Source organism: Bifidobacterium sp. UTCIF-39 (assembly GCF_006408715.1).
Lineage (GTDB): Bacteria > Actinomycetota > Actinomycetes > Actinomycetales > Bifidobacteriaceae > Galliscardovia > Galliscardovia tissieri.
This window is the reverse complement of the sequence record NZ_JEOG01000006.1, coordinates 107,597-133,759: the sequence shown is the minus strand read 5'-3', so window position 1 is coordinate 133,759 and position 26,163 is coordinate 107,597. Positions and strand designations below refer to the sequence as shown.

At 61.8% G+C, this 26,163-nt stretch carries 20 protein-coding genes and 1 pseudogene; 16 read left to right on the top strand and 5 right to left on the bottom strand.

Going from position 1 to position 26,163, the window contains the following annotated elements:
* The first annotated feature begins 4 nt into the window (after positions 1 to 4).
* The 10 genes and pseudogenes from rpsG to gmk all read left to right on the top strand — a co-directional run bounded on the left by rpsG (position 5) and on the right by gmk (position 11,763).
* Positions 5 to 475 carry a 30S ribosomal protein S7 gene (rpsG, locus tag EP30_RS04175; RefSeq protein WP_093960335.1) on the top strand — a complete coding sequence of 157 codons (471 nt, stop codon included), beginning with the start codon at positions 5 to 7 and terminating at the stop codon, positions 473 to 475.
* Between the two features lie 30 nt (positions 476 to 505).
* Positions 506 to 2,632, top strand: coding sequence for an elongation factor G (gene fusA, locus EP30_RS04170; protein ID WP_140556409.1), 2,127 nt, complete (start codon positions 506 to 508; stop codon positions 2,630 to 2,632).
* A 210-nt stretch (positions 2,633 to 2,842) separates the two neighbouring features.
* Positions 2,843 to 4,042, top strand: coding sequence for an elongation factor Tu (tuf, locus tag EP30_RS04160; protein ID WP_140556403.1), 1,200 nt, complete (start codon positions 2,843 to 2,845; stop codon positions 4,040 to 4,042).
* Between the two features lie 191 nt (positions 4,043 to 4,233).
* Positions 4,234 to 4,791: an elongation factor P gene (gene efp / locus EP30_RS04155; RefSeq protein WP_094663098.1), complete on the top strand. Its 558-nt coding sequence runs from the start codon at positions 4,234 to 4,236 to the stop codon at positions 4,789 to 4,791.
* Positions 4,792 to 4,812: 21 nt separating this feature from the next.
* Positions 4,813 to 5,238 carry a transcription antitermination factor NusB gene (nusB, locus tag EP30_RS04150; protein ID WP_094662800.1) on the top strand — a complete coding sequence of 142 codons (426 nt, stop codon included), beginning with the start codon at positions 4,813 to 4,815 and terminating at the stop codon, positions 5,236 to 5,238.
* Between the two features lie 67 nt (positions 5,239 to 5,305).
* Positions 5,306 to 6,541, top strand: coding sequence for a glutamine-hydrolyzing carbamoyl-phosphate synthase small subunit (gene carA / locus EP30_RS04145; RefSeq protein ID WP_245819257.1), 1,236 nt, complete (start codon positions 5,306 to 5,308; stop codon positions 6,539 to 6,541).
* Positions 6,534 to 9,911: a carbamoyl-phosphate synthase large subunit gene (carB, locus tag EP30_RS04140; RefSeq protein ID WP_140556401.1), complete on the top strand. Its 3,378-nt coding sequence runs from the start codon at positions 6,534 to 6,536 to the stop codon at positions 9,909 to 9,911. The genes carA and carB overlap by 8 nt, the downstream gene beginning before the upstream one ends.
* A 62-nt stretch (positions 9,912 to 9,973) precedes the next feature.
* Positions 9,974 to 10,822 (top strand): annotated as a pseudogene (gene pyrF, locus EP30_RS04135) (orotidine-5'-phosphate decarboxylase); the annotation flags it as partial.
* Positions 10,823 to 10,903: 81 nt separating this feature from the next.
* A complete protein-coding gene (locus tag EP30_RS10855; RefSeq protein WP_181160782.1) occupies positions 10,904 to 11,071 on the top strand; it encodes a hypothetical protein in 168 nt (55 codons plus the stop codon).
* A gap of 95 nt (positions 11,072 to 11,166) precedes the next feature.
* Entirely contained in the window at positions 11,167 to 11,763 is a 597-nt protein-coding gene (gmk, locus tag EP30_RS04130; RefSeq protein WP_094662794.1) for a guanylate kinase, read from the top strand.
* 694 nt (positions 11,764 to 12,457) lie between these two features.
* On the opposite strand, the gene EP30_RS04125 is transcribed toward gmk, so the two are convergent.
* Positions 12,458 to 12,718, bottom strand: a complete 261-nt coding sequence (locus EP30_RS04125) for a hypothetical protein (RefSeq protein WP_140556397.1) — start codon at positions 12,716 to 12,718, stop codon at positions 12,458 to 12,460.
* Positions 12,719 to 13,353: 635 nt separating this feature from the next.
* Entirely contained in the window at positions 13,354 to 15,216 is a 1,863-nt protein-coding gene (ilvD, locus tag EP30_RS04120; protein ID WP_140556394.1) for a dihydroxy-acid dehydratase, read from the bottom strand.
* 155 nt (positions 15,217 to 15,371) lie between these two features.
* Here ilvD and rpoZ point away from each other — a divergent pair, with 155 nt between their 5' ends.
* The 6 genes from rpoZ (at position 15,372) to EP30_RS04090 (ending at position 23,173) form a co-directional block, all read left to right on the top strand.
* On the top strand, positions 15,372 to 15,656 hold the full coding sequence (gene rpoZ, locus EP30_RS04115) for a DNA-directed RNA polymerase subunit omega (RefSeq protein ID WP_093960326.1): 285 nt from the start codon (positions 15,372 to 15,374) through the stop codon (positions 15,654 to 15,656).
* A 380-nt stretch (positions 15,657 to 16,036) separates the two neighbouring features.
* On the top strand, positions 16,037 to 17,254 hold the full coding sequence (metK, locus tag EP30_RS04110) for a methionine adenosyltransferase (RefSeq protein WP_140556392.1): 1,218 nt from the start codon (positions 16,037 to 16,039) through the stop codon (positions 17,252 to 17,254).
* A gap of 180 nt (positions 17,255 to 17,434) precedes the next feature.
* Positions 17,435 to 19,675, top strand: coding sequence for a primosomal protein N' (locus EP30_RS04105; protein ID WP_140556389.1), 2,241 nt, complete (start codon positions 17,435 to 17,437; stop codon positions 19,673 to 19,675).
* 188 nt (positions 19,676 to 19,863) lie between these two features.
* Entirely contained in the window at positions 19,864 to 20,568 is a 705-nt protein-coding gene (locus EP30_RS04100) for an HAD family phosphatase (RefSeq protein ID WP_140556387.1), read from the top strand.
* 102 nt (positions 20,569 to 20,670) lie between these two features.
* The gene (fmt, locus tag EP30_RS04095) at positions 20,671 to 21,651 is read left to right on the top strand and encodes a methionyl-tRNA formyltransferase (RefSeq protein WP_140556385.1); all 981 of its coding nucleotides are present in this window, start codon (positions 20,671 to 20,673) and stop codon (positions 21,649 to 21,651) included.
* Complete coding sequence (locus tag EP30_RS04090; protein WP_140556383.1) at positions 21,644 to 23,173, top strand: RsmB/NOP family class I SAM-dependent RNA methyltransferase; 1,530 nt, start codon at positions 21,644 to 21,646, stop codon at positions 23,171 to 23,173. Before fmt ends, EP30_RS04090 begins: the two co-directional genes overlap by 8 nt.
* Positions 23,174 to 23,207: 34 nt before the next feature.
* On the opposite strand, the gene EP30_RS04085 is transcribed toward EP30_RS04090, so the two are convergent.
* The 3 genes from EP30_RS04085 to serB all read right to left on the bottom strand — a co-directional run bounded on the left by EP30_RS04085 (position 23,208) and on the right by serB (position 26,065).
* Complete coding sequence (locus EP30_RS04085; protein ID WP_375137734.1) at positions 23,208 to 23,870, bottom strand: potassium channel family protein; 663 nt, start codon at positions 23,868 to 23,870, stop codon at positions 23,208 to 23,210.
* A gap of 76 nt (positions 23,871 to 23,946) precedes the next feature.
* A complete protein-coding gene (locus tag EP30_RS04080) occupies positions 23,947 to 25,296 on the bottom strand; it encodes a TrkH family potassium uptake protein (protein WP_258185356.1) in 1,350 nt (449 codons plus the stop codon).
* 139 nt (positions 25,297 to 25,435) lie between these two features.
* The gene (serB, locus tag EP30_RS04075) at positions 25,436 to 26,065 is read right to left on the bottom strand and encodes a phosphoserine phosphatase SerB (protein WP_258185361.1); all 630 of its coding nucleotides are present in this window, start codon (positions 26,063 to 26,065) and stop codon (positions 25,436 to 25,438) included.
* Between the last annotated feature and the right edge of the window lie 98 nt (positions 26,066 to 26,163).

Below are 26,163 nucleotides of genomic sequence, written 5' to 3'. Positions count from 1 at the left end.
AGAAATGTCACGTAAAGGACCCGCTAAGAAGCACCAGCTCCTGCCCGATCCGATCTACGGTTCGACGGTGGTTGCTCAGCTCATCAACAAGATTCTGCTCGACGGCAAGAAGTCGATCGCCGAGAACATCGTGTACTCCGCGCTCGATATCGTCAAGGAGAAGACCGACCAGGAGCCCGTTTCCGTGCTGAAGCGCGCTCTGGACAACATTCGTCCGTCCCTCGAGGTGCGTTCCCGCCGAGTCGGTGGCGCCACCTACCAGGTGCCGGTCGAGGTCAAGCCGAACCGCGCCAACACCCTGTCGCTGCGCTGGCTGACCGACTTCTCCCGCGCCCGTCGTGAGAAGACCATGGCCGAGCGTCTGGCCAACGAGATCCTCGATGCCTCCAACGGCCTCGGTGCTTCTGTCAAGCGTCGCGAGGATACTCATAAGATGGCAGAGGCTAACAAGGCCTTCGCTCATTACCGCTGGTAATTTCGTTCGGATAAGAGTTAAGGAATACCCATGGCACAAGAGGTGCTTTCGGACCTGCACAAGGTTCGCAACATCGGCATCATGGCTCACATCGATGCCGGTAAGACCACGACGACGGAACGTATCCTCTATTACACCGGCGTGAACTACAAGATCGGCGAGGTGCACGATGGCGCCGCGACGATGGACTTCATGGCTCAGGAGCAGGAGCGCGGTATCACCATTCAGTCCGCTGCTACCACCTGCTTCTGGAACCGCCAGACCCACGACACCGAGGACAAGTTCCAGATCAACATCATCGATACCCCTGGCCACGTGGACTTCACGGCCGAGGTGGAGCGCTCCCTGCGCGTGCTCGATGGTGCCGTTGCCGTGTTCGATGGCAAGGAAGGTGTGGAGCCGCAGTCCGAGACCGTGTGGCGTCAGGCCGATAAGTACTCCGTCCCGCGTATCTGCTTCATCAACAAGATGGACAAGCTGGGTGCCAACTTCTACTACTCGGTGGACACCATCAAGGAGAAGCTGGGCGCCAACCCGCTCGTCATGCAGATCCCGATGGGTGCCGAAAACGATTTCACCGGCGTCATCGACCTCGTTGAGATGAAGGCCTACGACTGGAACACCGGCGACGAGCTCGGTGCCCACTACAACATGGACCCGATTCCGGACGAGTACAAGGAGAAGGCTGAGCAGTACCACACCCAGCTCCTTGAGACCGTTGCCGAGACCGACGATGCGCTGATGGAGAAGTACTTCGGCGGCGAGGAGATCACCAAGGACGAGATCCGTGCTGCCGTGCGCAAGCTCACCATCAACCGTGAGGCCTTCCCGGTGTTCTGCGGTTCCGCCTTCAAGGACAAGGGTGTGCAGCCGATGCTGGACGCCGTCATCGACTACCTGCCGTCCCCCGAGGACGTGCCGGCCATCAAGGGCTTCAAGCCCGGTGACGAGTCCGTCGAGATCGACCGCAAGCCCACCAAGGAGGAACCGTTCTCCGCACTGGTCTTCAAGATCTCCACCCACCCGTTCTACGGCAAGCTGGTGTTCGTGCGTGTCTACTCCGGCGAGGTCAAGCAGGGTGATTCCGTGCTCGACTCCACCCGCGAGAAGAAGGAGCGCATCGGCAAGATCTTCCAGATGCACGCCGATAAGGAAAACCCGATGGACTCCGCGACCGCCGGTAACATCTACACCTTCGTGGGCCTGAAGAACGTCACCACCGGTGACACCCTGTGCGATCTGGCCAACCCGATCACCCTCGATTCCATGACCTTCCCCGATCCTGTGATCGAGGTGGCCGTGGAGCCGAAGACCAAGGCCGATCAGGAGAAGATGGGCATCGCTCTGGCGAAGCTCTCCGAAGAGGATCCGACCTTCCAGGTGAAGACCGACGAAGAGTCCGGCCAGACCCTGATCTCCGGCATGGGTGAGCTCCAGCTCGACATCATCGTCGACCGTATGCGTCGCGAGTTCAAGGTGGAGTGCAACCAGGGCAAGCCGCAGGTGGCCTACCGCGAGACCATCCGCAAGGCCGTCATGAACCAGGAATACACCCACAAGAAGCAGACCGGTGGTTCCGGCCAGTTCGCAAAGGTCCTGATGAACTTCGAGCCGCTCGACACCGAGGCCGGCGAGACCTTCCAGTTCGAGAACACCGTCACCGGTGGCCACATCTCGGGCGAGTTCATCAAGCCGATCGAGGACGGCGTCAAGGAAGCCATGGAATCCGGTGTGCTCGCCGGCTTCCCGGTCGTGGGTGTCAAGGCAACCGTCACCGACGGTGCCATGCACCCGGTCGATTCCTCTGAAATGGCCTTCAAGATCGCCGGTTCCATGGCGTTCAAGGAGGCTGCTCCGAAGGCCAAGCCCGTCATCCTCGAGCCCATCATGGCCGTCGAGGTTCGTACTCCTGAGGAGTACATGGGCGACGTCATCGGCGATTTGAACCAGCGTCGTGGCAACATCCAGTCCATGACCGACGCCGCCGGCGTCAAGGTCATCGACGCCAAGGTGCCGCTGAGCGAGATGTTCGGCTACATCGGCGACCTGCGTTCCAAGACCCAGGGCCGCGCCATGTTCACCATGCAGATGGACTCCTATGCCGAGGTGCCGAAGAGCGTCTCGGATGAGATCATCAAGGCCCAGCGCGGCGAGTGAGCCACGCTGTGATCGCCGGTCGGCAACGATCGGTGATCAGCGCCACGCCATGCGCCGTTTCGTCTTCGGCGGACAGTAGAATTTCTACTGTTCGCTGGGGCGACAGGCGCATATAGTGGCGTAAATCCAAAAAACCCAGTAATATGTCGAGAGTGTCTTGTGCATGGTTTGCACAGGCAAACTACGAGACGTCCAGGAGGACAAAAACACATGGCAAAGGAAAAGTACGAGCGTACTAAGCCGCACGTTAACATTGGTACCATCGGCCACGTCGATCACGGTAAGACCACTCTGACCGCCGCCATCTCCAAGGTGCTGCACGAGGAGTTCCCGGACATCAACCCGGAGTACGGCTTCAACCAGATCGATTCCGCTCCGGAAGAGGCTGCTCGTGGTATTACCATCAACATCTCCCACATCGAGTACCAGACCGCGAAGCGTCACTACGCTCACGTCGACTGCCCGGGCCACGCCGACTTCGTGAAGAACATGATCACCGGTGCTGCCCAGATGGATGGTGCCATCCTCGTTGTGGCCGCCACCGACGGCCCGATGGCCCAGACCCGCGAGCACGTGCTGCTCGCCCGTCAGGTTGGTGTGCCGAAGATCCTGGTCGCCCTGAACAAGTGCGATATGGTCGACGATGAGGAGCTCATCGAGCTCGTCGAGGAAGAGGTCCGTGACCTCCTCGAGGAGAACGGCTTCGATCGTGACTGCCCGGTCATCCACGTGTCCGCCTACGGCGCTCTGCACGACGACGCTCCGGACCACGAGAAGTGGGTTGAGCAGATCAAGAAGCTCATGGACGCTGTCGATGAGTACATCCCGACCCCGGTCCACGACCTCGACAAGCCGTTCCTGATGCCGATCGAGGACGTCTTCACCATCTCCGGCCGTGGTACCGTTGTCACCGGTCGTGTGGAGCGTGGTAAGCTCGCCATCAACACCCCGGTCGAGATCGTTGGTATCCGTCCGACCCAGAACACCACCGTCACCTCCATCGAGACCTTCCACAAGCAGATGGACGAGTGCGAGGCCGGCGACAACACCGGTCTGCTGCTCCGTGGTCTCGGTCGTACCGACGTGGAGCGTGGCCAGGTCGTGGCCGCTCCGGGCTCCGTCACCCCGCACACCAAGTTTGAGGGCGAAGTTTACGTGCTGACCAAGGATGAGGGCGGCCGTCACTCGCCGTTCTTCTCCAACTACCGTCCGCAGTTCTACTTCCGCACCACCGACGTCACCGGCGTCATCACCCTGCCGGAAGGCGTCGAGATGGTCCAGCCCGGCGATCACGCCACCTTCACGGTCGAGCTGATCCAGCCGATCGCTATGGAGGAAGGCCTGACCTTCGCTGTGCGCGAGGGTGGCCACACCGTCGGCTCGGGCCGTGTCACCAAGATCCTCGACTGATTTTTTCAGACGGATCGACACGCTTGAACTAGCGCAATAGAAAATGCCTCGGATCCATTGGGTCCGAGGCATTTTCTTATATAAAAGCAAATATATGAACGGAGCATGAACATACCTGTATAGACGGTATGACATAATAGCCAAGGCTATTTTAAGCTCCACTGTAATCAATATGAAATAGGTGAGTGAACGTGGCACAGACTACCAATGACATCAAGAACGGTTCCGTACTGAACCTCGACGGCCAGCTGTGGACCGTCATCAAGTTCCAGCACGTCAAGCCGGGCAAGGGCCCCGCCTTCGTGCGTACCACCATCAAGAACGTGCTGTCGGGCAAGATCGTCGACAAGACCTTCAACGCCGGTATGAAGATTCAGTTCGAGACCGTCGACAACCGCACGCTGCAGTACTCCTACGAGGACGGTGACAACTTCGTCTTCATGGATATGGAATCCTACGATCAGATCATGATCCCGCGTGACCTTGTCGACTCCAAGTTCCTGCTGGAAGGCACCGACTGCATCGTGTCCTTCCACGATGGCACCCCGCTGAGCGTGGAACTGCCCGCCTCCGTCGTGCTGACCGTGACGCACACCGAGCCCGGTCTGCAGGGCAACCGTTCCAACGCCGGCACCAAGCCCGCCACCGTCGAGACCGGTGCAGAGGTTCAGGTTCCACTGTTCATCAACGAGGGCGAGAAGATCAAGGTCGACACCCGCGACGGTTCCTACCTCGGTCGCGAGAACTGATCGTAAGGGGATCATACCTTCATGGCACGTTCCACCGCCCGCAAAAGGGCTCTGAATACGTTGTATGAAGCCGACGAGAAGGGACAGGACATCCTGTCCCTTCTTGCTGAGCGCATCGAACACCCCGGCGCACAGACGCCGCTGCCCGAGTACGCCATCGAGATCGTGCGTGGCGTTGCCGAACACCGCAAGGACATCGACCAGCTGCTAGGGGAGTGCTCCACCAGCTGGAAGGTCTCCCGTATGCCGGTGGTCGACCGCAACATCATGCGCATCGCCGCGTGGGAGATCGTCTACAACGACGAGGTCCCCGCAGGTGTGGCCATCGATGAGGCGCTATCGCTCGCGAAGACGCTGTGCGACGCCGAATCGCCCAACTTCATTCACGGCCTGCTGACCGCAGTGGCCGCGAAATCCGAAGAAAATCAAGAAAACGTCAATGACTGAACATCGCCTATATCCACGCCCGTGGGTATGGTGATTTCAGAGATAATCCGCTGTTAAGGGGGATTTAGTGAGCCTCAACGAGTCCGAGCCCACTGCCGTGGGTAGCTATGATGCAACGAATGCCGTTCTCGTCCTCGAGGATGGGCAGGTCTACGTCGGCCAGCCATATGGAGCCGTCGGCGAGACCTTTGGCGAGATCGTTTTCGCCACGGGCATGACCGGCTACCAGGAAACGCTGACCGACCCGAGTTATGATCGTCAGATCGTCGTCCAAACATTCCCCCACATCGGTGATACCGGCGTGAACCGTGAGGATCCCGAGTCCTCACGTATCTGGGTGTCTGGTTATGTGGTGCGTGACCCCAGCCCGGTGGTGAGCAACTGGCGCGCCACCGGCAGCCTCGATGATGATCTGCAGGCGGAGCACATCGTCGGCATCTGCGATATCGACACCCGCAAGCTGGTCCGTCACCTGCGTTCGGCAGGCGTGATGCGCGCCGGCATCTTCTCCGGCGACGCCCTGACCGACGAGTCGGGCAAGATCGTTCCGGTCGACGTACTGCTTGCCAAGGTGGCCGCACAGCCCACCATGAGCGGCGCGAACCTCGGACCGGAAGTCTCCACCAAGGAGACCTACACCGTGGAGCCCACCGGCGAATTCGAAGGCAAGGATCCTCTGGCCACCGTCGTCGCCGTGGACCTTGGCATCAAGTCCATGACACCGCATCGTCTGGCTGAGCGCGGTTGCCGCGTTCATGTCGTGCCGATGACCACCACGTTCGAGCAGATTCAGGCTATGAACCCCACCGGTGTCTTCTTCTCCAACGGCCCCGGCGATCCGTCCACCGCCGACGACACCGTGGACCTGCTGCGCAAGGTGCTCGACGCCGGCTATCCGTTCTTCGGCATCTGCTTCGGCAACCAGCTGCTGGGCCGCGCACTCGGTTTCGGCACGTACAAGCTCAAGTTCGGACACCGCGGCATCAACCAGCCGGTCAAGGACCTGACCACCGGCAAGGTGGAGGTCACCGCCCACAACCATGGCTTCGCCGTCGACGCACCGATCGGTGAAACCATCGTCACCCCGTACGACAACGGCCACTATGGCAAGGCCCGTGTCAGCCACGTCGATCTGAACGACGATGTTGTCGAAGGCCTCGAATGCCTCGACATTCCGGCGTTCTCCGTGCAGTATCATCCCGAGGCCGCCGCCGGCCCGCACGACGCGTCGTATCTGTTTGATCGCTTCGTCGATCTCATGCTCAATCACAAGGATTCCAAGGAAGGTAGTGTCAATGCCTAAGCGCACCGATATTCACTCCGTAATGGTCATCGGTTCCGGCCCGATCGTCATCGGCCAGGCCGCGGAGTTCGATTATTCCGGAACGCAGGCATGCCGCGTGCTTCGTGAAGAGGGCATCCGTGTGATTCTGGTGAATTCCAACCCGGCCACCATCATGACCGATCCGGAAATGGCCGACGCCACGTACATCGAGCCGATCAGCGTTCCGATCCTCGAGAAGATTATCGCCAAGGAACGCCCCGACGCCCTGCTGCCCACCCTGGGTGGACAGACGGCCCTGAACGCCGCCATGGCGCTCGGCGAGGCCGGCGTGCTCAAGAAGTACAACGTCGAACTGATCGGTGCCTCCTTGGAGGCCATCGACCGTGGCGAGGACCGTGAGCTCTTCAAGAAGGTCGTGGACGAGGCCGGTGCCGAATCCGCGCGATCCTTCATCGCGCACTCCCTTGAGGAGTGCGACCGCATCGCCGACACGCTTGGCTACCCGCTGGTCGTGCGCCCGAGCTTCACCATGGGTGGTCTCGGTTCCGGCATCGCCCACGACGAGGAGGAGCTGCACCGCATCGCCGGCGCAGGCATCCACTACTCGCCCACGGACGAGGTGCTGATCGAGGAAGGCATCGAAGGCTGGAAGGAATTCGAGCTCGAGCTCATGCGCGACCGCAAGGACAATGTGGTCGTCGTCTGCCCGATCGAGAACGTGGACCCCGTCGGCGTGCACACCGGTGACTCGATCACCGTGGCTCCGTGCTTCACTCTCACCGATCGTGAATACCAGAAGCTGCGTGACATCGGCATCGCCATCATCCGTGGTGTGGGCGTGGATACCGGTGGCTGCAACATCCAGTTCGCCGTGCACCCCGAGACCGGCCGCATCATCGTCATCGAAATGAACCCGCGCGTGAGCCGTTCCTCCGCCCTGGCGTCCAAGGCCACCGGCTTCCCGATCGCCAAGATCGCCACCAAGCTGGCACTCGGCTACACGCTTGATGAGATTCGCAACGACATCACGCAGTCCACGCCGGCCAGCTTCGAGCCGACCATCGACTACGTGGTCACCAAGGTGCCGCGCTTCGCGTTCGAGAAGTTCCCCGGCGCCGAGCAGCGCCTCACCACCTCCATGAAGTCCGTCGGCGAGGCCATGGCCCTCGGCGGCAACTTCCAGGAGTCCCTGGGCAAGGCCATGCGCTCCATCGACAAGCGTCACATGGCCTTCAGCTGGGACGGCGAGAAGCCGGACGCCGCCGAGGTCGCCGATCTGCTTGAAAAGATCAAGGTGCCGACCGAGCACCGCTACCAGCAGGTGCAGCGTGCCATCTGGGGCGGTGCCAGCGCCGAGCAGATCTTTGAGGCAACCAAGATCGATCCGTGGTTCATCGCTCAGCTCCTGCTGATCGACCAGACCGCGCTTGAGATCAAGGCCGCCAAGACCCTCACCCCGGCACTGCTGAAGAAGGGCAAGAAGGCCGGTCTGTCCGACGTGCAGATCGCACACCTGCGTGGTCTGGGCGACGAAGGCGAGAACACCATTCGTGAGCTTCGCTGGACCTACGGTCTGCACCCCGTGTACAAGACCGTGGATACCTGCGCCGCCGAGTTCGACGCCGTCACGCCGTACTACTACAGCTGCTACGCCGACGAGTCCGAACTCCGTCCGCGCGACCGCGAGGCCGTGATCATCCTCGGCTCCGGCCCGAACCGCATCGGTCAGGGCATCGAGTTCGACTACACCTGTGTGCACGCCGTGCAGGAGCTCGGCAAGGATTACGACACCATCATGGTGAACTGCAATCCTGAGACCGTGTCCACCGACTACGACATGTCCGATCGCCTGTACTTCGAGCCCCTCACCTTCGAGGATGTGCTCGAGATCTACGAGGCCGAGAAGGAAATGGGCCCGATCAAGGGTGTGATCGTGCAGCTCGGCGGTCAGACGCCGCTGTCGCTTGCGGCCCGACTCAAGGCCGCCGGCGTTCCGATCCTCGGTACCACGCCGGAATCCATCGATCTTGCCGAGAACCGTGAGCTCTTTGGTGAAGTGCTGCGCAAGGAAGGCCTCAACGCACCGCGTTACGGTACCGCGCTGAGCCTCGAAGAGGCACAGGAAGCCGCCAACAACATCGGCTACCCGGTGCTGGTTCGTCCGAGCTACGTGCTCGGTGGCCGCGGCATGGAGATCGTGTACGACGACGCCCAGCTGCATAAGTACGTGGCTCGCGCCCTCGACGAAGCCAAGGCCGACATGGTCGTCTCCGGTCGTCTGCCGTCCCCGTTGCTCATCGACAAGTTCCTGTCCGACGCCATCGAAATCGACGTCGACGCCCTGTTCGACGGCGAGGAACTGTACATCGGCGGCATCATGGAGCACGTGGAGGAGGCCGGTGTCCACTCCGGCGACGCCGCATGCACACTTCCTCCGAGCACGCTGTCCGACGATCAGATCCGTCGTCTGCGCGAGGCCACGCTGGCCATCTCCCGCGGCTGCAACGTGCGCGGTCTGGTCAACGTGCAGTACGCATTCATGTCGAACACCCTGTACGTGATCGAGGCCAACCCCCGTGCATCCCGTACCGTGCCGTTCGCGTCCAAGGCCACCGGCACCCCGCTGGCCAAGGCCGCGGCTCGCATCATGGCCGGCGAGACCATCGCCGATCAGCGTGCCAACGGTCTGCTGCTGCCTCACGGCGACGGTGGTGACGTGCGTCGTGGACAGCCGGTCGCCGTCAAGGAGTCCGTGCTGCCGTTCAAGCGCTTCCGCACGCCGGTCGGTAAGACCGTTGATATCCTTCTCGGACCTGAGATGCGTTCCACCGGTGAGGTCATGGGCTTCGACCGTGACTTCCCGCACGCGTTCGCCAAGAGCCAGCTCGCTGCCTACGACGGTGGCCTGCCGACCAGCGGCAACGTGTTCATCTCGGTCAACGATACCGACAAGCGTCAGCTGCCGCTGATGGCTGTACGTCTGGTCGAGCTTGGATTCCATATCTGGGCCACCGAAGGCACCGCATCCGTGCTGCGTCGCTACGGCATCGAATCCAATATTGTCGACAAGATCACCGGACGTCTCGATTCCGACGAGACCAAGGTGCGTCATGCCGAAGGCAGCACCGGAAAGAATGTCGTCGAGCTCATCGAAGAGGGCAAGATCGACATGGTGCTGAACACCCCCAACTCGCGTGGCTCCCGTTCGGATGGATACTCCATTCGTGCGGCTGCCATCGCCGCCGATCTCCCGCAGTTCACCACCATCACTGAGTTCTCGGCGGTGCTGCTGGCGATCGAGGCAGTAAAGAAGCAGGATTATCAGATTCTGAGCATTCAGGAACATGCTCAGCAGCTGTTCGAACTGGAAAGGCGCGAACTCAAATGACAGCAGCAGAGGCCCAGACTATCGTCCAACGTTCGGAATTCGGTAAACGACTCAAGGCGTCCATGGACATGTATGGACCTCTGTGCGTCGGCATCGATCCGCATCGCAAGCTCCTCGCCAAATGGGGCTATAACGTCGATGCGAAAGGTGCCGAGTTATTCGCCATGCGCATGCTGCAGGCCGCTCAAGGCCGTTCCGCAGCCGTGAAATTCCAGATGCCCATGTTCGAGCGCTACGGATCCAAGGGATTCGCCGCGCTCGAGCGTGCGCTCTTCGCCGCCCGCCAGATGGGCGTCATCACCATCGTCGACTGCCTGCGCGGCGGTCTGCCCACCACCGTGTCGGCCCTCGCCGACGCCTATCTCAAACCCGATGCCCCCATGATGGCCGATGCCATCACCCTGCTGCCGTACTACGGCTTCCGTTCCCTGACCAATCTGGTCGGCGAAGCCCTTGAAAACGGCAGGGGAGTATTCGTCGCATCCGTCACATCCAACACCGAAGGCATCTCCCTCCAGTCCGCAATCCGCCAGCGCGGTGACTTCCCCGGCCAGACCGTGGCCTACGGTGTCGCCCACGCCGCCCAGAACTTCAATGAAGGCGTGGAAGGCATGGGATCGGTCGGCCTCATCATCGGTGCCACCATCGGCCAGTGGATGAAGACCAGCGGTGTCGATCCCTCCGTCTTCACCGGACCGATCCTGTCTCCCGGCTACGGATGGCAGGGTGCTGAAGCCAAGGACCTCAAGACTGTCTTCAAAGGCACCAAAGGCAACGTGCTCGTCACCGTCTCCCGGTCCATCTCCTCCAAGGGCCCTGAAATAGCCGATCTCTCCGCGGCCACCGAGGCCATCGCCATCGACGTTCGTCAGGCACTCTACGAAGCCATGGAGGAAGGCGATAAGGAGCAGGCCGTAGAACCCGAACCCAAGTACCCTGGACTCGACCCGGCCCTCAGCGCCGCCCACCTCGCCGACGGCACCGCTCCCTAGGTGCACATCAAGCCTCTGCCGCAGCCCGCCCAGCATTCCACCCCCACCACCGAGGTCAAATCCACCCGATACGTCCCCACGCAGCCGGCAAAACCCGCAGCCCGTGGCAACGACATCCTCGGCGACGATGATCGTTTCAAGATCAACAGCCGCCCCACCAACCTCTGAACTCTTTTCATATCCGCACCCGGCCTCCCGCACCTTCATGCGGGGAGCCGGGTGCAGTCGTCCCAACCCATCCCACCTAGAAAGAGAGAAGAACCATGCCCACCCCCGCATCCCCCCGACGACTCATCGTTCTCACCGGACCCACCGCCGTTGGCAAAGGCACCGTCGAAGCCAAACTCCGCGAACAGCATCCCGACATCTGGGTCTCCGTCTCCGCCACCACCCGTGCACCCCGACCCGGTGAACGCAACGGCATCAACTACTGGTTCCTCACCGAACAGGAATTCCAAGCCAAAGAAGCCGCCGGCGAATTCCTCGAAACCGCCGTCGTCCACGGCATGGCCCACTACGGCACCCTCCTCCAGCCCGTCCTTGACCACCTCGCCTCCAACACCCCCACCATCCTCGAAATCGACCTCCAAGGCGCACGCCGTGTCAAACAGCGCGCCCCCGAACTCGGCCTCGACGTCCTCTACGTCTTCCTCGCACCCCCCAGCTTCGACGAACTCAAGCGCCGCCTCATCGGCCGTGGCACCGAAACCCCCGCCCAGCAGGCCCGACGCCTCGAAACCGCCAAAGTCGAACTCGCCGCCGAATCCGAATTCGACGTCACCATCACCAACACCACCGTCGAACAAGCGGCGGAGGAGCTGTGGACCCTCATCGCCCGCGAATACCAAATCAACGCGTGATGGAGCGTCATCGCCGTGGCGGAATACTCGACGTATTGATATACGCCTTCGCATTCCGCCACGACGATGCCGCACGCATCACGCGTTGATTTGGGGGCGTAGTGGGGTGTGGCGTAGTCCCGAGTTGGGACATTTGACGTATTGGTATACGCCTTCATGTTCTGCCGTGGCGATGCCGCACGCATCACGCGTTGATTTGGGGGCGTAGTGGGGGCGTGGGGTCTCGTGTTGGGCATCCGCAATGATCTTGTATCGACGGGAGCCCGAGTCAATACGAATGCAATCGGGGATCAATCAGAGACGTCCACACAAATATCACCACAGCAACGCCTGCGGCAGGATTAGGCCAAACACCAGAGCATATATAACGCATATATGAAACCGTGTTTACGGTTCCTCGATCTCCTCACATGTCTCTAGACCGTCACGCCCTCGGATTCGTAGCAGAACGACCATCACGCGTGACCTGAGCTGGGGTCGAGCGTCCGGAATGAGGCATAAGGCTCAGACGATAGGGATACATACCCATGCCATGGACATGGTTCCAGTATGTGAGCGTCGCGTGGCAGAGAATGATCAGCGAGGCTCAATATGTGTTCTCTGCCATGGCTTCCGGCAGAGAACACAAAAATAGGATGATTCATCATTCTTTGCCACACAATCTTGGCAGAGAAGCTAATCAGTCAACGAATCGTCATTCTTTGCCACGCATCTTGGCAGACAACGCGAATTTGACATCATATTGCGTTCCCTGCCACGGATCGATCGGAGTATAGTGCCCACCGCTGTCCATAACCACTGCAAAAGTATCGAATAGTGGACATCGTCGCATCGGCATCTGGCCACAACGGACGATTTTCGTGGCAGAAAATGGCAAGATGGCATAATTTCGCGTTCTCTGCCACAGCCGCTGGCAGAGAACGACCAGACAGTCCAATTTAGTATTCTCTGCCATGTCTGTCCCTTCATACCCAGGCTTTCCCACTGAGAAAACAGAGAACTTACTCCCCACCCAAAAAACGAACTGGGATCGTTTGGGTTGAGAAGCGTGTAATTGGTTCTGATATCCGACATGTGGATAGGCGTATGGACACTTCCCCAATAAACAGGCCACACTCAACAATGCCTGTCTTGATTCATATCGCTGGATTCCACAAGCAGAGTGGGATGGACAATGGACGGCGAAGGCCCACATTGAATGCGTTCGACATCACCTTCGCCGACCGCTGGATGGACGACGGAAACCGACAGTCGGAAGGTGGGGATGTTCATTTGTTGTGCGTGTCGAGGTGTGATTGACGATTTGGTTGGCGGCTCGTCGGGATGTCTGTGATAGCAATGGCGCGACACGGTATGTGAGGATAAGGCTTTTGCTCAACTCCCACGTTTTCCTATGGATTTTCCGTATCGCAACAGACTGCTCAATACGGCACTACCCAATCGACAACTGCCCCAATACGACAATGAGGGTGGCCCACCGGCAAACGGTGAACCACCCTCATTGCACAGAGCTTCGGAGGCGGGACCCTCCCGCCAGTCGATGCTCTATCGCCTACGCGATTACGTGATTACGCGGGATCAATCCCGAGATCACGCCAGACCGGAAAGCTTGTTGATCAGCTCCGGGTCACGCGTGGCGCCCTTGTCGGCGGAACGCGCGAACGCGGCGTAGGCCTTGAGCGCCTGCGACACCTTACGGTCGCGGTGGGCCACATAGCCGTCGCCGGCCTCTAGCTCGGCGCGACGCTGAGCCAGCTCCTCGTCGGACAGCTCCACGTTCGCCTGACGGTTCTCAATATCGATGTTGATGATATCGCCGTTCTTGATCAGTGCGATCGGGCCCTTGTTCGCGGCCTCAGGAGCGATATGGCCGATTGCCAGACCCGAGGAGCCGCCGGAGTAGCGGCCGTCGGTGAGCATGGCCACCTGCTTGCCGATGCCCTTGCCCTTGACGAACGACGTCGGGTACAGCATCTCCTGCATGCCCGGGCCGCCCTTCGGGCCCTCGTAGCGGATCACCAGAGCCATGCCAGGCTTCAGAGTGTCGTTCAGAATGACCTCGATGGCCTGCTCTTGGGACTCGACCACCAAAGCCGGTCCGCGGAACTTCCAGATCTCCTCCGGCACGCCGGCGGTCTTCACCACGCAGCCGTCGGGGGCAAGGTTGCCGCGCAGCACGGCCAGACCACCCTCGTGGATCTCCGGATGGTTGATGTCATGAATGGCACCGTTCTCACGATCGGTGTCCAGCGTGTCGAACGTCGTCTCATGTGTCCACGGCTCGGGGGAGATGATATGACCCGGAGCGGCATGGAACAGACGCTTGGCCTCGTCGATGCAGGTGGGGCGCATGATGTCCCACGCGTCGAGCTTGGCCTCGAGCGACGGGTAATCGACGGAATGGGTGTCGCGGTGCAGCTTGCCGGCGCGATCGAGCTCGCCGAGAATGCCGGTGATGCCGCCGGCGCGATGCACGTCGGAGATCTCCCACTTGCCGGACGGGCTGGCCTTGCAGATGCACGGCACGGTGTGGCTGATGCGCTCGATGTCGTCAAGCGTGAAGTCCACGTCGGCGGACTGCGCCATGGCGAGAATGTGCAGCACGGTGTTGGTGGAACCACCCATGGCCACATCCATGGTCATGGCGTTCTCGAACGCGTGCTTGGTGGCGATGGAACGCGGCAGCACCGAGTCATCGTCCTCGTGGTAGTAGCGGTTGGCGATGTGCACGATCTCACGGCCGGCCTTCTCGAACAGTTCCTTGCGGTACTTGTGGGAGGCGAGCACGGTGCCGTTGCCCGGCAGTGCCAGACCGATGGCCTCCGTCAGGCAGTTCATCGAGTTGGCGGTGAACATACCGGCGCAGGAGCCGCAGGTGGGGCACACGGTCTTCTCATAGTTGAGCAGATCCTCCTCGGAGACGTTGTCGTCGGCGGACGCGTACATCACGGAGATCAGATCGGTGTTCTTCTTCACGGTGCCATCGGCGAGCACCGTGGTGCCGGCCTCCATCGGGCCGCCGGAGACGAAGATGGTGGGGATGTTCAGTCGCAGAGCCGCCATCAGCATGCCCGGAACGACCTTGTCACAGTTAGGGATGCAGATCAGAGCGTCGGCGCAATGGGCGTTGACCTGATACTCGACCGTGTCGGCGATGATGTCACGGCTCGGCAGCGAGTACAGCATGCCGGTATGCCCCATGGCGATGCCGTCGTCGACGGCCATGGTATTGAATTCGCGGGGGATGCCGCCCGCCTGCTTGATGGCCTCGGAAACCAGACGGCCCACCTTGTTCAGGTGAACATGGCCGGGAAGGAATTCGTCGAAGGAGTTCGCAATGGCCACAATCGGCTTTCCGAAGTCCTTGCCGTCGACACCGGCGGCGCGATAGAGAGCACGGGCACCAGCAAATACGCGCCCATTCATGAGTTTTGCGGATCGCATTTCTGTCATGGCTCCCATTCAACCATTCGGGACCAACGTAGAGGCATGCTAATGTCGATATATGGAAGGATTTTCACAATAGGTCTTCACAAAACGGACCGTTTGGGGTAAAATCCACTCGCCTAGGAAAGTACTTTCACATATATTCAAGATTTGGAGAACCAATGGCACTTGGTACCAGCCCGGAACCTCAGGGACTTGCAGACCCGCCCATCGACGATCTGATGCAGCACGCCGACTCCAAGTACGCGCTCGCCATCTTCGCCGCGAAGCGCGCACGTCAGATCAACTCCTATTTCACCCAGCTCAATGAAGGCCTGCTGCAGAACGTCGGCCCGCTGGTGGAATACCAGAACCAGGAGAAGCCGCTGTCCATCGCCTTCCGCGAGATCAACAACGGTCTTCTCGAGGAGACGCTCGGTGAGGACGATCTGAACGAGGGCAACTGATCCCCGTCCGATCTTCCTATCATCCCGGATCATTCCGGCCACCGTTTGATTTCCGTTCATTCCCATTCGATCGTCATTCGTTACGGTTTCGCTGCGACACTCCCTATCCGTCTATCCGACGATTTGTCCGTCGATAGTCGACTGTCGATAACGCAGTGAGCTGAATATTCATATGAATATTCACGACGCACTTGCCGAACAAGTGGGCGAAGTGTAGAACTGAACGTCAGGAGCGAACGAACTGAGGGCTCGCGCCACCCGATCCATCCGATCGGGCGGGCACGAGCCCTTTTTTACAGCCTTCCTCCAAATATCAGAAAACAGAACCGTATCATTGTGCTTCGCCGTTGAGCGGGGCGATAAGTCCGGAAAGGAATGATATGTCCAATCAGGAGCGCAAGCTCATCTCCGCCGAATCGGTGACCGAAGGCCATCCCGACAAGGTCTGCGACCAGATTTCCGATGAGATCCTCGACGATCTGCTGCGTCAGGATTCCCAGTCCCATGTCGCCGTCGAGACCTCGGCCGCCACGGGCGTGTTCCTCGTATTCGGCGAGGTGACTTCCGAAGGCTATGTGGACGTGCAGTCCAAGGTGCGCGAGGTCCTGCGTCGCATCGGCTACACCTCCTCCGAAGTCGGTCTTGACGCCGACTCGTGCGGCGTGATCGTCGCCATCACCGGCCAGAGCGCCGAAATCAACCAGGGCGTGGCCCGTCTCAACACCGAGCAGGAGTCCGCGGCCAGCCGCGAGGAGCGCTACGAGGCTCAGGGCGCCGGCGATCAGGGCGTGATGTTCGGATATGCCACCGACGAAACCGACGTGCTCATGCCGCTGCCTGTGTATCTGGCCCACCGTCTCGCCTTCCGTCTGACCGAGGTGCGCAAGTCCGGCGAGGTGCCGCACCTGCGTCCGGATGGCAAGACCCAGGTGACCATCGAATATGATGAGAACGATCATCCGCTGCGTGTGGACACCGTGCTCATCTCCACCCAGCATGATCCAGAAGTCACCCAGGAGTGGCTGCGCGGCCAGCTCAAGGAGCACGTGATCGACCCCGTACTGAACGATGTGCTCGACGACACCGTGAAGCATGACGACTACCGTCAGCTCGTCAACCCCACCGGTTCCTTCGTGCTGGGCGGTCCCGCCGCCGATGCCGGTCTGACCGGACGCAAGATCATCGTCGACACCTACGGCGGTGCAGCCCACCACGGCGGCGGCGCGTTCAGCGGCAAGGACCCGTCCAAGGTGGACCGTTCCGCTGCCTATGCGACCCGTTGGGTGGCCAAGAACATCGTGGCCGCCGGCCTTGCGCACCGCGTCGAGGTGCAGGTGGCGTACGCGATCGGTGTGGCCGACCCTGTCTCCATCAACGTGGAGACCTTCGGCACCGAGATCGGCGGAGTGACCCGCGAACAGATCCAACAGGCTGTGCGCAAGGTGTTCGACCTGCGTCCCGCCGCCATCATCGACGAACTCGACCTCAAGCGCCCGATCTACGAGAAGACCGCCGCCTACGGTCACTTCGGCCGCAAGGACGTGCAGTTCCCGTGGGAGGAGATCAACAAGGTGGAGGAACTCAAGGCCGCCATCTGATGATCGATCGTGCGATTGCGTGATCGTGTGCGATTGCGCGCGATATGTGATCGTGTGATCGTGCGGTAACCGTTCGAATCGGTCCGTGTGCATCGCCGGTAACAACCGGATGATGCACACGGACCGATTTTTCGTTGTCCGCATCCCGTCTTCCCGGGACGCGCGTGATACGTTGGAGGAATGACGGGGACGCATGCCGAACAGCCGGCGCTCGACGGTCTTGCACCGCGGCGCAGGCGCAAGCGTGCCCCGGCGGAGAAGACGCCGGCGTCGCATGATCCCATCGCACGGGTGATCATCGACGTGCAGGCCACACATCTGGGACGGACATTCGACTATCTGATCGATGAGCGGCAGGACGCGGACGCCAGACCCGGCGTGCGTGTGCGTGTGCGGTTCGGCCATAAGCTGATTGACGGGTTCATCTGGGAACGTGCCTCCACCAGCGATACCCCCACATCCTCGCTGCGATTCCTCGAGCGCGTGGTATCCCCACGTGTGGTGCTGTCCGGTCAGATGCGGCAGGACATCACCCGTGTGGCCGATGCCTTCGGCGGCACGCGTGCCAATATCATCCGCGTGGCGGTCCCGCCGCGCAGCGCCAAGGTCGACCGTGAATGGTCGCCGGGGGACAAGGCGGTCTCCGCCCGATGCGCGGAACTGGAGACCATGCTCGCCGAGCCGGTGCTCAAGGGGCTGTCCCGCATCGAATCCAGCTACTCATCTGCCCACGCGCTTGTACAGGCGTTGTACTGCCATTCTTATGCCCAAGTGGTCTGGGACAATCTTCCCGGCCCTCGGTTGTGGGCCAGGGACCTAGCATGGGCGGTCGCCCATACGCTGATGCGTGGCCGCTCGGCGGTCGTGGTGCTGCCCGATATGCGTCATGTCGCCGACCTGTCCCGGTGTCTCGCCGCCTATGGACTTCGTCCCTACGCGCCATCGTCAAGCGGCAACGGCGTATGGTCGGGTGATGTGGCGACACTCGGCGCGTCCATGGCCCCGGAACTGCGATACCGCTCGTATATGGCCGTCGCGTCGGGCGCGGTGCGATGCGTGATCGGCGTGCGCGCGGCCATGTACGCGCCGGTGGAGGGCAACGCGCTGTTCGCCATCGTCGACGATGCCGCATATCAGAACGCCGACGGCCTCATGCCCTATGCGAACGCCCGCGACGTGCTGCGTCTGCGGGCTCAGGCGCATGGCGGCACGTTGCTGGTGGCCGGTCATGCGCGCAGTCCGCAAAGTCAATGGGACGTCGATCATGATTCCAGCGTGGTGGAGGTGACCGCCAACCGTGCGGCGGCCAAGGATCTGACGCCGTGGATCCGGTGGCTCAACCGTGAGGAACTGACACGTCTCGCCGAGCCGGCCATCGGTGCCCGCATGCCTCACGTGGCGGTGGGCGTCATCAACCGTGCGCTGAACAAAGGCGGTCCCGTGCTGCTGTCCGTTCCGCATCGTGGTGCGGGCACGGTGCTCGCCTGCTCCCGGTGCCGGCGTCAGGCGCGGTGCCGCCGATGCTCCGGCCCGTTGCGTGGCATGACCGACGCGGCTCCGCAATGTCTGTGGTGCGGGGCTGCGGCGGTGCACTGGCGGTGTCGGGAATGCGGCGGCGAACGACTGTACGGCGTGCGCGTGGACGCGGAAGGCACCATGCAGGAGCTGCAGGGACTGTTTCGCGGCGTACCGGTTATGATTTCCACGCCGAATCAGCCGCGTGGCATCATCGAGGACGTGGCGTACAAGCCGCAGATCGTCATCGCCACGCCCGGGGCCGAACCTCGGGTGATGCCCATCCGCGGCATGGCGTCGGAGACCAACGGCTATCAGGCCGTGGCGATTCTTGATGCGTGGACCAGCCTGTACGCGCCGGGCATCGACGCGCGCGTGGACGCGTTGACGGCGTGGATGCGTGCCGCCGCCTTATGCGTGCCGCGTACGATCGGCGGTCAGGTGATGCTGATCGGTGAATCCGATCCCGCGCTTGCACAGTCGTTGGTGGTCTGGGATTCACGCATTCTCGCATCCCGGGAAGTGGCGGAACGCACGGAGACCGTATTGCCGCCCAGTGTATCGGCGGCCGTGGTGTGGGGCGATCGCAAGGCCGTGATGACCCTGCTGGACCGTATCGGAGCGTTGACCGGTGACTTGTCCGTGATCAGCGTTCCGTCAGTCGACGAAGCAGACGGTGGCGAGGATGACTATCCGTCCGTGCTCGGCCCGGTGGAGATCCCTCCCGAACCCGGGTTGCGTCGTCAGCTTGACGGCGTGACCGACCGTGTGCGGGCATTGGTCCGCGTGCCTCGGGGGCGCAGCGGCGAGTTGGCGGAACGGTTGCGTACCGCGGTGGCCAAGCATGTGGCGTCCCGTACCGGTGGGGAGCTGCGGTTCAGGATTAATCCCAAGGATGTGCTCTGACCGTGGCGTCATGGTCGCGCCGATACGGCTGACGATCGTGGTGCGGCGTGCCGTGGAATGTCATGGAGCCGTGCTGGCCGATGCTGGCCATTGTGGGCCGTGTCGTCGTCCGTGCGGCGTGTTTCGATGGTTGAGGCAATCACATCCGACATGATCTATGGAACTATGACACGGGACAAGGAGTCGTCATGAAGGGTTGGCCTGGAGAACCGCAAATGGAATATGACGTGCTGGTGGGGAATGGCAACGCCGCCGGCGCGATGGGCAAGCCGATCGAAAACGTGATCTTCGACTTCGGCAATGTACTGATCTATTGGCATCCGGAAGCGGTGCTGCTGCCCCGCTACAGTCAGCGGACCATCGACGAGTTCCTCGATAACGACGTATCCGGCTTCTACGATGCGAATGACATGATGGACGGCGGTGAATCCCCGGAGACGGCGATCGATTGGATGCGTTCCACGCATGGCGACAAGTGGGCCGATATTCTGCGCTACTACGTCGACAACTTCCGCGACTCGCTTACCGGCGTCGTACCGGGTGCCCGCGTACTGGTCAATGATCTCAAGGCCGCCGGATTGGGCGTATGGGGTCTGTCGAACTGGGAGGCGAGCCTGTTCCATGTGGCCGAGGAGCAGTGCGACATCATTCGCGCGCTCGACGGCAAGGTCGTCTCCGGATTCGTGAAGATGCGCAAGCCGCATCGCGACATCTACGAGAAGGCGTTGGAGGAGTTCGGTATCACCGCCGAAGGCAGCGTGTTCATCGATGACAAGGCCATGAACATCGTGGGGGCCAACGAGGCCGGCATCCGAGGCGTGCGGTTCTCCGATCCTTGCAAGCTGCGCGAACTGCTCATCGAGAACGGTGTGAACATTCCCCCGGTGCAGTGACGGGCCGGGCTCACGCAATCCGATGTGAGTCCACATGACGTGAGCCTGCCCAACGCATTACCCTACCCAACTGAATAATGAGAATGACGACAATAACGAAATATCGAAAGGACCAATGTATTGAGGATTCTGTTCTGTGGCACTCCCGAAGTTGCCGTGCCGTCGTTGAAGGCACTTGCGGACGCCGACGGCATCGAGGTGGCGTGCGTGCTCACCCGTCCCGACGCCCCGCGTGGCCGTGGCCGGCGACTGACGCCCAGCCCCGTCAAGGTGGCGGCGCAGGAGCTCGGCATTCCGGTGATCGACGGCAATCCGCGCGACGAGGGATTCGTGGACGAGCTCGCCGCGTTGAACGTCGAGGCCGCCGCCGTGGTGGCCTACGGTCGCATTCTGCCGCAGAACGTCCTCGACGCATTGCCCAAGGGCTGGTACAACCTGCATTTCTCGCTGCTGCCGCAGTGGCGTGGCGCCGCTCCCGCACAGCGGGCCGTCTGGTCCGGCCAGCCGAGCACCGGCGCCACCGTGTTCCGTATCACGCTCGGCATGGATGAAGGCCCGATCCTACTGCAGAACCATACCGATATCGGCGATCGTGAAACATCCGGTGAACTGCTGAGCCGTATGGCGGTCAGTGGGGCTCCGCTGCTGGTGGAGGCCATGCGTTCCGTCGCCGATGGCACCGCCCGGCCCATTGAACAGGCCGTGGACGGCGTGACCGTCGCCGACAAGATCCGCACCGACGACGCCCATGTGACCTTCGACGCCCCGGTGGAGACCATCGACCGGCAGATCCGTGCCTGTACGCCCGATCCGGGTGCCTGGTGCCTGTTCACGGCGGACGCGGCGACCGATGCGGAACCGTCGACGCTGCATATCCTCGCCGCCGTGCCGTCCGGCGACGCGCCCAACGTTCCCACGGATCTTGCTCCCGGCGAACTCAAGGCCGGCAAGCGCAACGTATGGGTTGGCACCGCCACCACGCCGCTGGAACTGCTCGAGGTCAAGGCCCAAGGCAAGAAGGCCATGCGAGCGGCCGACTGGGCCCGTGGCGCCCGACTCGGTTCGGAGGCGCGCTGTGCCTGAATACGTCTCGCGATCCGGCAAACGCGATTCCCGCAGACCGGGACGTTCGACCAACGGGAGCGGGCGGCGTCGCCCGGCGAACAAGCCGCCGGCCGATCCACGAACCGTGGCCTATGATGTCACGTCGCGGGTCTGTGCGTCCGACAGTTTCGTGAATCTACTGCTGCCACGTGCTCTGGCCGCATCGGGTATGGATGCGCGCGGCAGGGCCTTCGCCACCGAACTGGTCTACGGCACGCAGCGATGGCGAGGCATGATCGACGCGGTGATCGCATCCGCCGCCAAACGACGTACGGATGACATCGATGCCGCTGTGCTCGATGTACTGCGCATCGGCGCGTTCCAGGCATTGTTCATGAACGTCCCCGATCATGCGGCCGTCTCGAAAAGCGTTGATCTGGCCCGGTCGAAGGCGGGGGCACGCAGCGCAGGATTCGTCAACGCGGTCATGCACAAGATCGTGGCGCGCAATCGTCAGGAGTGGGAGTCGATCGCGGTTTCGCGCATCGACAAGGACCAGCCGGAGGAACGCCTCGCCGTACGGTATTCCCATCCCGCGTGGATCGTCAAGGAACTGACGAACGCTTGGAACGTCGCCGGCTACGAACCGCAACACGATGCAACGACGGATCCCATCGCCGCCATGCTCGCCGCGGACAACGCCGCACCCGATGTCACCCTGGTGGCGCGCCCCGGTCTGGTGTCCCGCGACGAACTCATCGCGCAGCTGCCCGAGAACGCCGAACACGAACCGGGACGGTGGAGCCCGTACGCGTTGCGTGTGCACGGCGTAAATCCGGAACGACTCGCCTACGTGCGTGCCGGACTGGCCGGTGTGGAGGATGAGGGCAGCCAACTGGCGGCGCTGGCGCTCGCCTATGCGCCTCTTGAAGGCGGAGAAGATTCCGAGGCCCGTACAGACCGAGACCACACATGGCTTGACATGTGTGCCGGTCCGGGTGGCAAGACCGCACTGCTGGGCGCATTGGCCGCCCAACGCCATGCCGTGCTCAACGCCAACGAGCCAAGCGCTCATCGTGCCAAACTGGTGCGCGACAACGTCCGGGCTCTGCCTGACGGCACGATCGGCGATGTGTGGGAGCGCGACGGTCGTGAAATCGGAGCGGATCATCCAGATGCCTTCGACCGCGTGCTGGTGGATGCCCCCTGTTCCGGTCTGGGATCGTTGCGGCGCAGGCCCGAGGCCCGTTGGCGCAAGAAACCGGAGGACATCGTCGAACTGGCACCGATCCAGAGTGCGCTGCTGAATTCGGCGCTTGACGCCACGCGTTCCGGGGGAGTGGTGGCCTATGTGACCTGCTCGCCGGCGCTTGACGAGACCCGACGGATCGTGGACGCCGTGCTCGCCGAGCGCAAGGACGCCGAACGGTTGGATGCCGTCGCGGTGCTACGAGCGGTGAATCCCGCGCTGCCGCTGCCGGCCGTCCCCGGAGACGTGCAGCTGTTCGAGCATCTTCACGGCACCGATCAGATGTTCATCAGTCTGATCCGCAGACGCTGAGACGGACACGGTTCGGCGTCTACGGATCAGCTGTTCAGCTTTCGATGAATCGGTCGATCTGCTTCTGCGCGCCGAGAATGATCAGCTCGGCGTTGTGACGAATCACGATGTCGGTGGAACCGTACTGGAACTCCTCGCCCGGATTCTTCACGCCGATCACGCTGACGCCGAACCGTTCGCGGATCTGCGCGTTCGCGATGCTCTGCCCGCACACGGAGGAGGGGGTGAGCACCTTCACCACCGAGTACGGTCCCTCGATCTCGATGTAGTCGAGGAATCGACTGGCCAACAGGTGCCCCACACGTTTGCCGCCATCCGTCTCCGGACGGAACACATGACTGGCGCCGATGCGCTGCAGGATGCGGGTGTGCTGATGCGACACCGACTTGGCCCACACGTCGGGAATGCCGGCGTCGAGCAGATTGCCGGTGGCGAGAATCGACGCCTCGACGCTGTCGCCGATGGCCACGAGCGCGGCGTCGAAATGCGAGGCGTTGATCTGCTCGACAGCCAGCGGATCGGTCAGATCGGCTTCCATCACCGGAACGTTGCCCGACCAACGGGCCACGATCATCGGGTCCTTGTCCACGGCGAGCACGTCCTCGCCGAGCTCGCCCAGCGTACGGGCCGCCGCCGTGCCGAATCTGCCCAGACCAACCACCAGAATCGACCGGCTTTCGCCGTGCATGGCGCCCATCTGTTCCTTCCCTTTCGTAGTTCCGTGCGCGAACAGTTGCTGCAATGCGGGAATCATCGTCACCACCTATCGAAAACTAACCGACAATGATACTTTCAGCCGGATACCGTACCGCCTGCGGGGGTTGCGGCTTGGAGATGGCGTACGCCACCGTCATCGGGCCGAGTCGACCGATGATCATCAGCGCCGCCAGCACATACAGGGTGCCGGGATTATGCGGGTTAGCCACGCCCAGCGTATACCCGCCCAGACCGAACGCTGAACAGCATTCGAACACGATGTCGGTGAGCGAACGGTCGGTGATGGCGACCAGGATCAGCGATGCCACATAGATCAGCACACTGCAGGTGGCCGTGATGGCAACGGACATGATCACGGTCTGTGTGTGCAGTCGCTTGCCGAACACCGAATCGTCCTTGCGTCGCAGGAACGCGGCACGGCAGACCAGGATCAGCACGGCGAACGTGGTGACGCGAATGCCTCCGGCGGTGGATGCCGAGCCGCCGCCCACGAACATGATCCATGACATGAACAGTTTCGTCTGCTCGCTCACATGCGGCATCCATGAGATGTCGAATCCGGCCGAGCGCGGCATGACGGCCGCCACCAGCGCATGCCAGAGCTTCGATGACAGGTCGGCGTCCTGGAACAGGACCCGATTGTTCCACTCCACGGCGAGGAACCACAGCAGCGACGTGGTGACGATCGACAGCGTGGTCACCACCGTCAGCTTGGTGTGCAGGTTCCATCGTTTGGGGCTGAGTCGCTTATGCGCGCACTGGAAGACGTTGAGGATCACCGGGAAACCGAGGGTGCCGACGAATGCGCTGAGCAGGATCGGCAGACCGACCGACCAGCTGTTGATATACAGGCCGGCGGTGTCTGGAGTGAAGCCGGCGTTGTTGTACGACGCCACGGCGAAGAACAGCGCCTCCCACAAGGATTGCGACAGCTGCCCGTTGTTCAGTCGCAGCAGGGCGGGAAACAGCATGCTGAAGGCGATGATCTCCACGCTGAACGTGCAGACCAGCACCACGGTGATCACCGATCGCACCTCGCTGAGTTTCGATGCGCCAAGTTCGTCGGCGGCAAGCAGCTGTTGGGTGACGCGGATGCGACGGCTGATCGTCATGGTGATCAGCGATGCGAACGTCATGACGCCAAGACCACCGAACTGGATGCAGAGCAGGATCACGGCCTGTCCGAACAGATTCCAGTACGCGGCCGTATCCACGATGACGATGCCGCAGGTGGACAACGCCGATACTGTGGTGAAGAACGCGGTGTTGAAATCGGTGAACTGCCCGTTCCGTGACGTCGCAGGAAGAATAAGCAATACCGTGCCGACGGTGATCAGCACAAGAAAGTATGCGAGGGACAATCGTCCGGGATGTGAGAGCAGGCGTTCGGTCAATGCCCTGCGCACGGACGGAGTCTTGTTTTGCGATGAGAACCCGGATGAGAACCCACGCCACACGGATCGTCTATCGTTGTCCACTTCGACACGCTAACTCTGTAGGACGACAAGAGCCGGGCCGACGATGCGATGTGACGTGGGAAGGGTCTCAGTTCTGATCGATGATGGCGAACACTTGCATGAGATCGCGTTCGTCGATCGCATACGGTGCCGCGGCACGGGTCTTGGGCTTGGCACAGAAGGCGATGCCCACGCCGGCCGCCTGAATCATGGGGATGTCGTTGGCGCCGTCGCCGATCGCCACGGTGTGGTCCATGCCGATGCCGTATTCACCGGCCCAGCGGCGGAGTGCCTCGAGCTTCGTCTCCTTGGTCACGGGATCGCCGATCAGGCGTCCGGTGAGTTTGCCGTCCTCCACCTCAAGCGTGTTCGCCAGACAGTGATCGATCCCGGCGGCGGCCACCAGACGGTCAGCCAACTCATGGAATCCGCCCGAGACCACGCCCACCTTCCAGCCGCGTTCATGGGCGGTACGCACCAGATCCAGCGCGCCCGGCGTGAAACTGGTGCGGTGGTAGACGCGGTCGAGTATCGAGGCGTCCATGCCAGCCAGCAGTCCCACACGTTCGGCGAGCGCCTGACGGAAGTCGAGCTCACCGCGCATCGCACGTTCGGTGATGGCCGCCACCTGTTCGCCGACGCCGGCCTCCTCGCCAAGCATGTCGATGACCTCTTCGTTGATCAGCGTGGAGTCGACGTCCATGACGATCAGGCGCATGCCGTCGACGGGAGCGGAAGTGCCGCCGCCGTCCGTTTCGGCGACGATGGCATGGGCGGCTGTGACATGGTGAGTGGGAGTGAGAGAACCTGTGCGCA